This is a genomic window from Sorangium sp. So ce145 (assembly GCF_051525985.1).
Taxonomy (GTDB): domain Bacteria; phylum Myxococcota_A; class Polyangia; order Polyangiales; family Polyangiaceae; genus Sorangium; species Sorangium cellulosum_B.
The window spans coordinates 3773379-3786800 of record NZ_CP150315.1 but is presented as its reverse complement, the minus strand read 5'-3'; the positions used below and the strand labels follow the sequence as shown (position 1 = coordinate 3786800).

General features: G+C 72.3%; 9 protein-coding genes. 3 read left to right on the top strand and 6 right to left on the bottom strand.

The genetic code is table 11. The features are described from left to right. Genes WMF34_RS14405 through WMF34_RS14380 form a run of 6 tightly spaced genes read right to left on the bottom strand, consistent with a single transcriptional unit; the run spans position 1 to position 6285 of the window. Entirely contained in the window at positions 1–849 is an 849-nt protein-coding gene (locus WMF34_RS14405) for an ABC transporter ATP-binding protein (RefSeq protein ID WP_012235391.1), read from the bottom strand. After that, positions 846–1769 (bottom strand): ABC transporter permease, encoded by a 924-nt coding sequence (locus WMF34_RS14400; RefSeq protein WP_437993638.1) that lies wholly within the window; start codon positions 1767–1769, stop codon positions 846–848. Before WMF34_RS14400 ends, WMF34_RS14405 begins: the two co-directional genes overlap by 4 nt. Further along, entirely contained in the window at positions 1766–3205 is a 1440-nt protein-coding gene (locus WMF34_RS14395) for an ABC transporter substrate-binding protein (protein ID WP_437993637.1), read from the bottom strand. The genes WMF34_RS14400 and WMF34_RS14395 overlap by 4 nt, the downstream gene beginning before the upstream one ends. A gap of 4 nt (positions 3206–3209) precedes the next feature. Next, the gene (locus WMF34_RS14390) at positions 3210–4205 is read right to left on the bottom strand and encodes a HEAT repeat domain-containing protein (RefSeq protein ID WP_437993636.1); all 996 of its coding nucleotides are present in this window, start codon (positions 4203–4205) and stop codon (positions 3210–3212) included. Positions 4206–4226: 21 nt separating this feature from the next. Further along, positions 4227–4511, bottom strand: a complete 285-nt coding sequence (locus WMF34_RS14385) for a 4Fe-4S dicluster domain-containing protein (RefSeq protein WP_012235387.1) — start codon at positions 4509–4511, stop codon at positions 4227–4229. A 40-nt stretch (positions 4512–4551) separates the two neighbouring features. Then, entirely contained in the window at positions 4552–6285 is a 1734-nt protein-coding gene (locus WMF34_RS14380) for a fumarate reductase/succinate dehydrogenase flavoprotein subunit (protein WP_437993635.1), read from the bottom strand. 489 nt (positions 6286–6774) lie between these two features. On the opposite strand from WMF34_RS14380, the gene WMF34_RS14375 reads away from it, so the two are divergent. The 3 genes from WMF34_RS14375 to WMF34_RS14365 are packed head-to-tail and all read left to right on the top strand — an operon-like array spanning position 6775 to position 13416. Next, complete coding sequence (locus WMF34_RS14375; RefSeq protein ID WP_012235385.1) at positions 6775–11259, top strand: serine/threonine-protein kinase; 4485 nt, start codon at positions 6775–6777, stop codon at positions 11257–11259. Continuing rightward, positions 11256–12542, top strand: coding sequence for a patatin-like phospholipase family protein (locus WMF34_RS14370; protein WP_437993634.1), 1287 nt, complete (start codon positions 11256–11258; stop codon positions 12540–12542). Before WMF34_RS14375 ends, WMF34_RS14370 begins: the two co-directional genes overlap by 4 nt. A gap of 22 nt (positions 12543–12564) precedes the next feature. Further along, on the top strand, positions 12565–13416 hold the full coding sequence (locus tag WMF34_RS14365; protein ID WP_437993633.1) for a DUF6602 domain-containing protein: 852 nt from the start codon (positions 12565–12567) through the stop codon (positions 13414–13416). Positions 13417–13422: the final 6 nt, after the last annotated feature.

Here is a 13422-nt window from a genome sequence, read left to right as displayed (position 1 = left end):
TCACGCGCTGGTCTGGGCCTCCAGGTCGTGGCGGTGCGCGGCGGCCGCGCGCTCGTCGCGGAGGGCCTCGAGGCACCGCCGCTTGATCGCCGCGAACTCGCCGGAGCCCACGATCGCCGCCGTCCTCGGCCGCCCGAACGGCACCGCGATCTCCGCGCCGACGCGGCAGGGGCGGCGGGTCATCAGGGCGATCCGGTCGGACAGGAAGATGGCCTCGTCGATGTCGTGCGTGACGAACAGCACCGTCGTGCGGACCTGGCGGAAGACGTCGAGCAAGAGCTCCTGCATCGAGAGCCTGGTCTGGGCGTCCAGCGCGCTGAACGGCTCGTCCATCAGCACGACGCGCGGCTCCGTGATCAGCACGCGCGCGATCTCCACGCGCTGCCGCATGCCGCCGGAGAGCTGCGCCGGATACGCGTCCTCGAACCCCGACAGCCCGACCAGCGAGAGCAGGCGCCGGGACGCCTCCCTGCGCTCGCGCTCGGGGACGCCGCGCATCTTGAGGCCGAAGCCGACGTTGTTCAGCACCGTCTTCCAGGGGAGCAGGGAGCTCTGCTGGAAGACCATGCCGCGCGACGGCCCCGGCCCCTCGACCCGCTCGCCGCCGACGACGATGCTGCCGCGCTCCGGCGCCACGTACCCGGCGACGGCGTTCAGGATCGTCGACTTCCCGCACCCGGACGGGCCGAGGAGGCTCACGAGCTCGCCGCCCTCGACGCGGAGGTCGAGATCCCGCACCGCCTCGACGCGGCGGGCGCCCGTCCCGAGGGCCACGGACAGGCCGCGGATCTCCACGGCGCCCCCCGGGCTCTCCCGGCGCGCCGCCGCGCGGTTCGCGTCGAGCGTCATCGGCCCTTCTCCTGGGGCTCTTGCCACGGGGTGAGCCACGCGCCGACCCGCAGGACGAGCGCGCTGCTGAGCATCCCGAGCAGGCCGATGAGCAGCATGCCGAGGACGATGTCCGGATAACGCTGCAAGTTGTACGACTCCCAGGTGAAGTAGCCGATGCCGTACTGCCCCCCGATCATCTCGGCGGTCACGAGGCAGAACCAGGACGTCCCCATGCCGATGCTCATCCCCGTGACGATGCTCGGCAGCGCGCCCGGCAGGACCACCTCGATGAACAGGCGGAGCGGGCGCGCGCCCAGGCTTCGGGAGCTCGCGATGAGCCGCGGATCGAGGGCGCCCACGCCGTGGATCGTCGCGATCAGGATCGGGAACAGCGCGCCCATGTACGTGATGAAGATCATGCTCAGCTCGGCCGACGGGAACATCAGGATCGCGAGCGGGAGCCAGGCGACGCCGGGGATGGGGCGCAGGATCTCGAGCGGCGGCAGCAGGGTGTCCTCGGCGAGCCGCGACCTGCCGATGAGGAGCCCGAGCACGACCCCCGTGGCGCCCGCGGCGGCGAACCCCGCGAGGACGCGGAACACGCTGTTCCCGAGGTGCTGCCAGAGCTTCTGCGAGGCGAAGAGCTCCCGCGCCGCGGCGAGGACGTCGGTCGGCGCAGGCACGTTGAGGAACGTGACGACGCCGAGATCCGCGCGGGTCATCGACGCCCACTGCCAGAGGCCGACGCACGCCGCCACGGACAGGGCGCGCAGGAAGGCGCGGCGGAGGTCGCGCCGCGGGCGCCCCTCGCCGGGCGCGCGGCCCGGCGCGGGGGACGGCGCGCCCCGCCGGGCCGCGCTCGCCGGGGCGGGCGCGAAGGCCGCGCCCCCGGCGAGCTCCGCCCCGGCCGGCGCGCTGCGCTCGGAGATCATCGTCATGGCGCCGCCGCCGTGAGCTTCGCGCGCTCGGCCCGCAGGGTCGCGAAGTCGACGACCGCCGCGCCGTTCTCCGCGGCCCACCGCTCCGCGTCCTCCTTCGCCAGGAACGCCGACAGGCCGCCGTCCGGGCGCCTCGCGTACCACGCGCGATCGGCGAGGAGCTTCACCCCGCTCGCGCGATCGTGCACGAACACCGCGCGGATCTCCTTGCCCTCGATCGTCAGCTGCCCGAGCGCGGCGAGCGCCGTGCCCGGGCTGGCGTACGCGCGCACCTTCGGCTCGCCCGCGACCCAGATCTGCGCGACGAGCGTCGGCTCGGCGATCGGCTCGCCGGACAGCGCGTCCTTCCCGGACAGCGGGAGCTTCGCGTAGCTCGCGAGCCGCGCCTCGTAGTCGAGCCCGAGCTCCGCCGCCGCGCGCCGGATGTACCGGTCGTCCACGAAGGTGCCGACATCGAGGGTCGTGTCCGTGCGCTTCAGCAGCGTGAGCGTGTCGACCGCCACCTGGAGCGCGCGGCGGACCTCGGGCTTGATCGTGAAGTCCCGCGTCTGGATGCCGAGCGGGCCGTGGAACATGTAGGCGACCTCGGCGTCCACCCCGGTCACCTTCTCGATGAGCTCGCTGTACTTCTCGGGCTCCTCCGCGAACAGGCGGTCGGCCTCGAGCGCCGCCTTGAGGAAGGCCACGACGATCTCCGGGTATTTCTCCGCGTACGCCTCGCGCACCAGCACGCCGTGCGCCGTCGGCACCTTCACGCCGGAGCCGTCGTAGATCTTCCGGGCGAAGCCGCGGAAGGGGAACAGCTCCGCGAACGGGACGAAATCCGCGTGCGCGTCGATCTTGTTCGCCTTGAGCGACGAGCCGCCCACCTCCGGCGACTGCGAGACGAGCGTCACGTCCTTGTCCGGATCCCAGCCGAGATCGCGGATCGCCCGGAGCAGCATGCCGTGGGCCGACGACCCGAACGGCACCGAGATCTGCTTGCCCTTGAGGTCCTTCAGGCCCTGGGCCGGGGAGTCGCTCGGCACGACGATCCCGTTGCCGCTCCCCAGCGCGCTGCCGGAGAGCGTGGCGATGAAGCGGCTGCGGCTCCCCTGCTTCTGGAACGCCACGCCGTTCAGCACGCCGGGGAAGTCGGCCATCGCGCCGATATCGAGCTTCTCGGCCACCATCTCGGTCGTCAGCGGCGGCCCCGAGGTGAAGTCTTTCCACTCGATCTCGTAGGTGACGTCCTTGTACTTGCCGTCTTTCGGCAGGTGCTTCTCGAGCAGCTTGAGCTCCCGGATGAGCAGCCCGCCGGTGGCGCAATTGATGGTCGTGTCCTGCGTCCCGATCGCGATCCGGATCGTCTGCTTCGCCTCGGGCTTGCACGATAGCCCGGCGACGACCGCAGCGAGCAACGTGAGGAAGACGAGCGCGCGAAGTGCCCTGGTCATCGGTTCAATCCCTCGCAAAGGTCTCATGTCGTTCGTCGCCTCGTCCGATCCCCGTCCGGATGGCCTCGAGCGCGCGGCCGGCCGCCTTCCGCACCTCGACGTCGGCGTCGCCGAGCAGCCGGCGGAGCGGCGCCTCCGCGGCCGCCGCCTCGATTTCGCCGAGCGCCTGCGCGGCCGCCTTGCGCAGATCCGCGAGGTCGCTCCCGAGCAGCCCGACGAGGTCCTCCGTGGCCGAGGCGGCCCGGAGCCGCCCGAGCGCGAGCGCCGCCTCCTTCCGGACCTGCCAGGCGCCGTCCTCGAGCGCGCTCCGGAGGTACGGCGCCGCGAGGCCGTGCGCCGAGCGGCCGAGCACGATGGCGGCCTCGACCCGCACCCGCCAGTCCGGATCGGAGAGCAGCCCCACGAGGTCCTGGACGAGCGCGGTATTACCCCGCGCGCCGAGCGACTCGAGCGCGCCGATCGCCACCTGCCGCACCCGCGCGTCGGGATCGCGCAGGCTCGGGCGGAGCGCCGGCGCGGACTCGGGCCGCCGCAGGTAGGCCAGGGAGAGGACCGCCTCGCGCCGCACCTCGGGATCCGGGTCGCCGAGCGCGCCCTCGAGGGGCGCGAGCGCCCGCGGGTCGCGGATCTCGCGGAGCGCCACGATCACCGAGGTGCGGACGAACGGGCTCGCGTGCCCCAGCGCGTCGATGAGGTGCGCGGCGGCGTCTGCCCCGCGGATCTCGCGGAGCGCCGTGGCGGCCGCCTCCCGCACGCGGGCGTCCTCGTCGTCGAGCGCCCCGACGACGGCGGGCACCGCGCGGGCGTCGCCGAGATCCTCGAGGTGCCCGAGCGCGAGCGCCCGCACCGTCGGATCCTCGTCGCGGACGGCCGCGATCAGGGGGTGGATGATCTCCGGATCCGAGAGATCCTCTATCTGCGTCAGCGCCAGCTGGCGCGCGCCGGGGTCGGGATCCCCGAGGATACCCTCGAGATCCCGCGCGAGCGAAGGCTGTGTCATGTCGTCTCCGCCGTGGGGTCGTTATCGGATGAGAAAGGGGATCTTCACGGTGATGGCCTCTTTGGGGCAATCGATCTCGCACGCGAGGCAATACCAGCACTCGTCGTAGGCCATGCGGGCCTTCTTCGTCTCGGGATCGATCGCGAGGCAATCGACCGGGCACGAGTCGATGCAGATGCGGCAGCCCTTGATGCACGACGCCTCGTCGATGACGACGGGCAGATCGAGCCGCACGGCGGCCTCGGCGTGGCCCACGGACCTGGCGCTCTGCGCCTTGACGGATTCGCGGTTGAGCAGGTGACCCATCGCTTGATTGACCTCGTGTTCTCGCGTTCTAACTCGCTCGTCAGGCCGACGCGCGCTGCTCCTCGGCCGGGATGCGCAGCCGGTGGTAGGCCGCGCGCTCTCCGTCGTCGATCGGGAAGAGATAAGGCTCCACCGGCCTCTTGAAGGCGATCATCTCGCCGCGCTCGTCCTTCTTCAGGTTCACGTGCGTGAACCAGCTGCGGTCGTCCATCTCGGGGTAATCGAGCCGGTAGTGGTAGAGTCCCCAGCGGCTCTCGGTCCGGTACAGCGACGCGCGCGCCGCCATCTCCGCGCAGTCGCGGATGAAATGGCACTCCATCACCCGCATGAGCTCGTGGGGGCTCTCCGCGGTGACCTCCTCGAGCTCCTCCTTCGCCCGCAGGAAGTACTCGAGCCCGAGCGTCATCTTGTTCCCCGTCTTGGGCGGCTGGAGATAATCGTTCACCAGGCGCCGCACCTTGTATTCGTACTGGTGCGGCGCCACCCCGCTCCGCCGCGAGAGGGGGGCGAGGATGCGCTCCCGCTCGGCGTCGACCGCGGCGGCGAGCGGCTCGACCGCGGGCGCGCGCTCGAGGTAATCGAGCGCGCTCTGGGCGCAGATCTTCCCGTAGGTGAGCGCGCCGAGCAGGTAGTTGTGCGGCACGCACGCCATGTCGCCGGCGGCGTAGAGCCCGGGCACCGTGGTCTCGCCCTTCTCGTTGACCCAGACCCCCGACGCGCTGTGCCCGCTGCACAGGCCGATCTCGGAGATGTGCATCTCGACGAGATCGCTCGCGTAGCTGTGCCCCCTCCCCTCGTGGAAGCGCCCGCGGCTCGGGCGCTCCGTCTGGTGCAGGACCCGCTCGACCTCGGTGATCGTCTCCGGGGCGAGGTGGGTGAGCTTCAGGTACACGGGGCCGTTCGCGGAGTGGAGCTCCCGGTAGAACTCGAGCATCATCTGCCCGCTCCAGTAATCGCTCTCGATGAAGCGGTGCCCCCGCGCGTTGACCGTGTGCCCGCCGAGCGGGCCTGTCACGTACGCGCACGCCGGACCGTTGTAGTCCTTGATGAGCGGGTTCACCTGGAAGCACTCGATGCCCGAGAGCTCGGCGCCCGCGTGGTACGCCATCGAGTAGCCGTCTCCCGCGTTCGACGGGTTCTCGTACGTCCCGTGGAGATAGCCCGACGCCGGCAGCCCGAGCCGCCCCGAGGCGCCGCAGCACAGGATGACCGCCCTCGCCTTGATGATCTCGATATGTCCTTCCCGGGTGTCGAAGCCGATCACCCCGGCGACGCGCCCGTCGGTGACGAGGATCCGCGTCGCCATCACGCGGTTGACGACCTTCACGCCGGCGCGCTTGACCATGCGCGTCAGGATCTTCTTGAGATCGTAGCCCTCGGGCATCGGGAGGACGTAGCTCCCGTTGTGGTGGACCTTCTTGACGTCGAAATCGCCCGATCGCGTCTTCTGGAACTTCACGCCCCAGGAATCGAGCTCCTGGATCATCGCGAAGCTGTTGCGCGCATATTCATAGACGGCGCGCTGGTTCACGATGCCGTCGTTGGCCACCGTGATCTCCTTCACGTACTGCTCCGGCGTCGCGTGCCCTGGGATGATGGCGTTGTTCAGCCCATCCATGCCTATCGCGATGGCGCCGCTCCGCTTGATATGCGCCTTCTCGAGGAGGACGACCCTCCCCCGGGGCAACCGCTGTTGCGCCTCCACCGCTGCAGTGGAGCCTGCGCTGCCGCCGCCCACGACGACGACGTCCGCCTCTGTCACGCGAATGTCCATTACAAGCCCTCAAGGTTTCGGGCGCGCGCACACGACGACCCCACCGCCTCTCGGCCCAATGGCCAACGGCCAGCGGCCGGGGTCGGACGCCCGGCGTCTCTCATCACAGACGCAGCATCCGTTTTAACAGATGGCCTGTGCTCCGGCAACAGCTTTGTTGCTGCTGGCGCAGCACCGGCCGGATGTCGGGCGCCGTGGGAGGGCGCCTTGCAAGCGGAACGTCAGGGCCGGGGTCTGGCGGCGCCGCCATCGCGGATATGCGGCGCGCGGGCAGGCTCACCCCCGGCGGGGAGCCCCGAGCCACCCAGAAAGATTCGCCTTTCCACCCTGGTTGTCTCCCCGGAGACCCGGGCGGGACGCTACCATGCGGGTCAACCCGTAGTCCTCCCATGGATCGGGGGAACCGAGCGCGGACCTCGTTCATCACCGTCACCCGATTCACCGCGCTCGGCGCCTCCCAGCCAGGGCGCCCGCGCGCCGCTTCGCTGCATGGCCAAGCACCCGTCCCAGCTCGCCGACCTAGAGATCCAGCGCCGCCTCGGCGCTGGCGGCATGGCGGAGGTCTTCCTCGCCAAGAAGCGGGGCGCCGAGGGGACGTACAAGCTCCTCGTCGTCAAGCGCATCCTCCCGGCGCACGGGGCCTCGCGGCGCTTCCGCGCCATGTTCGTGGAGGAGGCCCACCTCGCCACGCGCCTGAACCACCCGAACATCGTCCAGGTCTACGAGTTCTCCGACCACGGCGAGGACGGGCTGCTCCTCTCGATGGAGTACGTCGAGGGCTTCGACCTCGGCAAGCTGATGCGGGCCGCCCAGCAGAAGGAGTCGCGGATCCCGCCGCTCGTGTCGGCGTTCATCGTCTCCGAGGCGGCGAAGGGGCTGCACTACGCCCACGAGCGCAAGGACGAGGGCGGCATGCCGCTCGCCATCGTCCACCGCGACGTCTCGCCGCAGAACATCCTGCTCTCGCTCGAGGGCGTCGTGAAGATCGCCGACTTCGGCATCGCCAGCGCCAACCTCTTCCGCGAGGAGCCCGGCGTGCTGAAGGGCAAGTTCGGGTACATGTCGCCCGAGCAGGCGCGCGGCGAGCGCGTCGACCGGCGCAGCGACATCTACGCCCTCGGCGTCGTGCTCTACGAGCTGCTCGCCATGCGCTCGCCGTACGGCAAGCTCGACGACGAGGCGCTGCTCCAGGCCGTGAAGGAGGGCCGGTTCGACCCGCCGTCGTCGCACGCGCGCGACATCCCCGCGGAGCTCGAGGCGATCGTGATGCGCGCCATGGAGCGCGAGCCCGAGGCCCGCTTCCAGACCGCGCGCGACCTGGCCGGGGCGGTCGCGCGCGCGCTGCTCGCGCGGCAGGAGCTCGTCGACAACGCCTCGGTCGAGCAGACCGTGGCCCACCTGCTCGGCCGCGACCGCGCGGAGGAGGCGCGCGAGGGCGCCGCGCGGCGCATGGAGGGCGCGGAGGGCGCGGAGGAGCAGCCCGCGGACGACGGCTCGGTGGCGCAGCCGCAGACGCTCGCGGCGGTGCCGGCCGCGCGCACCGGAGGCGACGCCGAGGGCACGGGCGCGCCGCGCGCCGTGCGCGAGGTGCGCCACGTCGCCGTGGTCACGCTGCGCATCGAGGGCGTCGACGCGCTGCTCGGGGCGCAGGGCCGGCTCGCCGGCAAGCGCAGCGGGCGCTCGATCCGCACGACCCTCGACGCGATCGCCTTCAAGCACGGGGCGATCTGGTCGTGGGAGTCGCACGCGAGCGCGCGCGCGGTGGTCGGGCTGCTCGCGAACCCCTCGCGCGCCGCGGCCGACGCGGCCTCGCTGGCGGTCGACGTGCACGAGGCGCTCGCGGGCGCGTCGGAGGACCTGCCCGTCGAGCTCCGCGCCGCGATCGGCATCGTCCGCGGCATCGCGTACGGCGAGCGCGACGAGCAGGGGCACCTCATCAACCACGCGCTCAAGGAGCCCGCGAACTTCCTCGCCGAGCGCATCGGCGCCCGCACCCCGTTCGGCAAGACCTGGGTCGCGGGCGGCGTCTACCGCCTCGTCCGCCGCGACTTCCGCTGGGGCGACGCGCCCTCGCTCGACCTCGACGACGCCCGCGGCTACCCGGTCCCGCACCAGATGCGGCTCTACGCGCTCCAGCGCCCGCTCACGCGCGAGGAGCGGATGGCGGAGATCGCGCTCTCGCCGAACGACCTCGTGGGGCGCGACGCGGAGCGGGCCGACCTGCACGCGGCCTACCACCGGGCGATCTCGCCGCCCGTGAAGGGCAACGTCGAGCCGCCCGCGCGCTTCGGCGAGAGCGAGCCGCCGGGGAGCCGGCAGAGCAGGCCCCCGAGCATCTCGAGCAGGCCCTCGAGCCCGCCGGTCGGCGCGCTCCGGGGCCAGTCCGTGGCGCGCGTCATCGTCGGCGAGATGGGCATCGGCAAGAGCGCGCTCATCTCCACGTTCCTCTCGGAGCTCCCCGGCGACGCGCGCGTGCTCCACGTCGAGTGCTCGCCCGTGAAGAGCGAGCTGCCGCTCGCCACGGTCTGCGACGTGCTCCGCGACGTCACCGGGATGGGGCTCGACCACGCGATCGACGACGCCTCCCACGTGATCCGCGCCCTGCTCGGGCCCATCGCGCGCTCGCCGCTCGGCGCGCGCATCGTCACGCGGCTCGCCGAGCTCGTCACGGGCAAGCAGCTCGAGCACCCCGAGGAGGAGGCGGCCGCCTACGGCCGCGACGTGGTGGTGCGGGGCGTGAAGTACCTGCTCGGCTCGCTGGCGCGCCACCAGCCGCTCGTCGTCGTCATCGACGGCCTCCAGTGGGCCGACCGGCCGAGCCTGGAGCTGCTCTCGGAGCTCCTGAAGCAGCGCGCGGAGCGGCTCCCAGTGCTCGTGCTGCTCCTCACGCGCCCCGAGGAGCGCGTGACCCCGTTCATCGAGGGGCTCGTGCGGATCGAGCTCCGCGGGCTCAGCGCCGAGGAGCAGATGCGCCTCGTCGAGGCCCGCCTCGGCGTGCGCGACGGGGTGGCGGCCGTCTGCGGCGAGCTCGTGCCGCGCGTCGCCGGCAACCCGTTCTTCCTGCTCGAGATGATCGACGCGCTCCTCGAGCGGGGCACGCTGGAGATCGTCGAGCACCCGGGCGGGCGGCACGAGCTCGTGCGCCACGACCGGACGGGGGATCGCGGCGAGCCGCTGCCCTCGACGCTGGAGCAGCTCATCGGCGACCGCCTGCGCGAGCTGCCGCCGGCGGAGCACGACGTCGTGAACTGGCTGGCGGTCGCGGGGGGGCCGCTGCTCAAGGACGACATCCTGAACCTGACGCGGCTCGCCGACGACGAGGCGGTGACGCGCCTCTGCGCGCGCGGCCTGTGCGATCGCCGCGCCGGGGCGGTGGACTTCCGGCACCCGCTCGTGCGCGACGTGGCCTACCTCGCGCTCGACGGCGCGAGCCGCGTGCGCATGCACCGGCGGCTCGGCGAGCACCTCTCGACGACGCCGCTCTCGCAGGGGCTCTCGGCCGCGATCGTGGCGCAGCACCTCGCGCGGGGCGAGGCGCCCGGGCCGGCGGCGGAGCTCTACCTCGACGCCGCGCGGGCCGCGCGCGCGGGGCACCAGGCGCAGCTGTCGCGGCGGTACTACGAGCGCGCGCTGTCGCTCCTGCCGAACGGCGACACGCGGCGGATGATCGCGCACGAGGCGCTGGAGGCGATCTTCCGCCACCTCGGCCGCCGCCGCGACCGGCGGCGGCACCTCGCGGCGCTGCGCCAGCTCGCGAAGGAGAGCGGCCACGCCCGCTGGGCGGCGCTCGCCCTCGTGCGCACCGCGCGGTTCGATCTCGACGACGGCTACCTCGCCCGCGGCCTGCCGGTGGCGCAGCGCGCGGCCGAGATCGCGCGCATCGCGCGCCGCCCCGCGCTCGAGGTCGAGGCGCTCACGATCCTGTCGGAGGTGCTGCGCGAGCTCGGCGACGTCCAGGGCGCGATCAGCGCGTCGGATCGCGCGCTCCGGGTGACGCAGGCGGGCGGGCTGACGCCGCGGGCGCGCGCGGAGGTGCTGCGCACGAAGGGGGTGCTCCTGCGCCGGGTCGGCCGCGTGCAGGAGGCGGTGGAGGCCTACGCCGAGGCGATCGCGGTGTTCCGCGCGGTGGGGGCGCGCCGCAGCGAGGCGCGCGCGAAGAACTCGCTCGCGGTGGCGATGTTCGTGCTCGAGCGCTTCGAGGACGCGATCGCGGTCGGGCTCTCGTCGATCTCCATCGATCTCGCGATCGGCGGCCGGTTCCAGATCGCCAAAACATTGAGCAACATCGGCCACGCCTACGCGAAGCTCGGGGACGTACCGCGGAGCCTGGCGTACATGAAGCGGGCGCGCGAGGCCCACGAGCGCTATGACGATCAGGATGCGCGGGCCGACACGCTCCTCTGCTCGGCAGGGATCCTCCTCGAGGCGGGCGACGTCGACGCCGCGCACACGCTCTGCGCCGACGCGGGCGCGCTCATCGCGGTGACCGGCAGCGTCTACGACATGATCCACGAGCGCAACGTCCGCGGCCTCCTGGCGAGGGCGCGAGGCGATATCCAGGGCGCGATCGCGAACGCCTCCGAGGCGCGGCAGCTCGCCGAGTCGCAGGGGCTGATGAGCTACCACGCCCACGCGACGGCGATCGAGGCGGCGTCGCGGGTGGACGCGGGGGAGGTCCACTCCGGGGTGCTGCTCGCGCGGACGGCGCTCGGCGCTGTCGAGGCGGGCAGCTCGGAGTACGGCATCGAGGTGCGCGACCTCTGCTGCGAGGCGCTGCAGAAGGGGGCGCCGGCGAGCTCGACGGACGCGTACCACCGCGCGGCGGCGCACGTACGGAGGGTGGCGGGCTACATCCGCGACGCGCGGCTCAGGGCGCTGTTCCTGGAGCGCACCGTGGTGCGGCGGGTCCTCGCCGCGGAGGCGGACGGACCGGCGGCGGCGCACGACCCGCTCCGCCGCGGGGAGATGGCATGACGGGAACGGGCGCGAGGACCGGGGCGAAGCCGCGGCGCAAGGTGGCGGTGATCCTCTCGGGCGGAGGCGCGCGGGGCGCGTACGAGGTCGGCGTGCTGTCGTACGTCCTCGACGCGTTCGCCCGCCTCCGCGGGGCGCCGCCGCGCATCGACATCCTGTGCGGGACGTCGGTGGGCGCGGTGAACGCGTGTTACCTCGCGGCGCACCTCGACGATCCGACGCTGGGGGTGCGGCGCCTCGTCAACCTGTGGACGCAGCTGAAGCTGGAGACGGTGCTCGGCTTCGGGGTCCGGCAGGCGATCTCGATGCCGAAGCTCCTGTTCGGGGGCGGGTCGGAGGGGGTGGGCCTGTTCGACGTCTCGCCGATGCAGCGGCTCGTCGAGCGGGAGATCCCGTGGCGCGCGATCGCGCGGACGCTGCGCCACGGCTACCTCTCGGCGGTGAGCGTGTCGGCGACGGAGATCGGGACGGGCCGCACGGTGATCTTCATGCAGACGGGCCCGGACGGGGCGCTGCCGACGACGGCGCCGCCGCGGACGATCATCCGGGGGGCGCTGATCGGCCCGCAGCACGCGCTCGCGTCCGCGGCGATCCCGATCCTGTTCCCGCCGGTGCGGATCGGCCGCGATCTGTTCATGGACGGGGGCGTGCGGCAGAACACGCCCATCGCGCCGGCGCTGCGGCTGGGGGCGACGCACGTCCTGGCGATCGGGCTGTCGCGCGAGGTGCGGAGCATCGACGCGGGGGACAGCGGCAAGCCGCCGGGGATGGCGCTCGTGCTCGGCAAGGTGCTGAACGCGTTCCTGCTCGACCACATCCAGACCGATTTCGAGGTGCTGACGCGGGTGAACCACATGATCGAGGACGGGGAGCAGGCGTTCGGCCCGGATTTCCTGCAATCGATCAACGGGGCCGCGGCGCTGCGCGGGGCGCTGCCGTACCGGCGGGTGGAGACGCTGGTGGTGCGTCCGAGCGCGGATCTCGGGCGCCTGGCGGCGGAGCACGTGAGGGCGGGCAAGCTGCAAGGGGGGCCGGCGATGATGCGGAGGCTGCTCTCGCTGGTGGACGTCGGCGCGGCGAACGACGCGGATCTCGCGAGCTACCTCCTGTTCGACGGCTCGTTCACGCGGAAGCTCATCGAGCTGGGGCGCGCGGACGCGGAGGCGAGGCGGCACGACGTCGCGGATTTCTTCGGGAGCGCGGCGGAGGAGGCGGAGCCCAGGTTGTCGGACAGCGCGGAGTGGTCGATCCCGCCGCCGGTGGGGCCGGGGAGATCGGTGTAGGGGGCGAGGGGTGGTCGAATCGATGAACCTCGCAGAACTCCTCCGGAACCGCCTACGTGCCCAGGCGGATCTCTTCGCCGCGCTCACGAACCACCCCACGGTCGTCGGTTCCGGCAGGGAGCACGCGCTTGCCGAGCTGCTCCGCGAGGTGGTTCCGCGCCGCCTGGAGGTCCTCACCGGCGCGATCGCGCGCGTGGACGATCAGGGACAGCCCCAATTGGCGACCGCGCAGGCGGACATCATGCTCGTGGACACGATCGACTATCCGATGCTTCTCCGTGTCGGGACGACGGTCGTCGCGATCCCGCAGGCGGTGCGCGCCGTGGTGGAAGTGAAGAGCGGCCTCGCGCGCGGGGCGAAGTTCATCGATGCCGTCGATCAGCTTGGACGGCTCCAGCTCGACGCCGGAGCCGACAACCCGTTCGTGACCGCCCTCTTCTCCTTCGGAGCGCCGACGAAATCGGCCACGTTCCGCGGCTGGCTCGAAGACGTCATCGAGGCGCGCGCCAAGCGCGGAAACGCCGTAACCGCTGCGTCCGACGCCGAGGCGAAGCGGACCGCACGCGAGGCGCAGGCCGCGCTCGCCCCGCCTTTCCTTCCGGACCTCCTCTTCTCGGACGAGGGTGCCATCGCCATGAAGATCGACGATGCCGGCAAGCCGGCATACCGCTTCTACGAGTGCGAGGCCGGCGCCCCCACCGCCGTCGCGTTTCTCGACCAGATGATGATGTTGACCGCGCCGCGTGTGCTCGAGACGGTCCCCGCGGACCCGGCGGTCGCCGGCCGCGTAACCAAGGCGTTCCGCCTTGTTTCGTCGTTCCTGAGGGCGCCGCTCGCGGAGGCCAAGAAATGTGCGATCCTACAGGTGGCGTAGCGAGAA

Coding starts and splice junctions, on each gene's coding strand:
- WMF34_RS14405 (WP_012235391.1), bottom strand. CDS start 849: ATGACGCTCGACGCGAACCGCGCGGCGGCGCGCCGGGAGAGCCCGGGG.
- WMF34_RS14400 (WP_437993638.1), bottom strand. CDS start 1,769: ATGACGATGATCTCCGAGCGCAGCGCGCCGGCCGGGGCGGAGCTCGCC.
- WMF34_RS14395 (WP_437993637.1), bottom strand. CDS start 3,205: ATGACCAGGGCACTTCGCGCGCTCGTCTTCCTCACGTTGCTCGCTGCG.
- WMF34_RS14390 (WP_437993636.1), bottom strand. CDS start 4,205: ATGACACAGCCTTCGCTCGCGCGGGATCTCGAGGGTATCCTCGGGGAT.
- WMF34_RS14385 (WP_012235387.1), bottom strand. CDS start 4,511: ATGGGTCACCTGCTCAACCGCGAATCCGTCAAGGCGCAGAGCGCCAGG.
- WMF34_RS14380 (WP_437993635.1), bottom strand. CDS start 6,285: ATGGACATTCGCGTGACAGAGGCGGACGTCGTCGTCGTGGGCGGCGGC.
- WMF34_RS14375 (WP_012235385.1), top strand. CDS start 6,775: ATGGCCAAGCACCCGTCCCAGCTCGCCGACCTAGAGATCCAGCGCCGC.
- WMF34_RS14370 (WP_437993634.1), top strand. CDS start 11,256: ATGACGGGAACGGGCGCGAGGACCGGGGCGAAGCCGCGGCGCAAGGTG.
- WMF34_RS14365 (WP_437993633.1), top strand. CDS start 12,565: ATGAACCTCGCAGAACTCCTCCGGAACCGCCTACGTGCCCAGGCGGAT.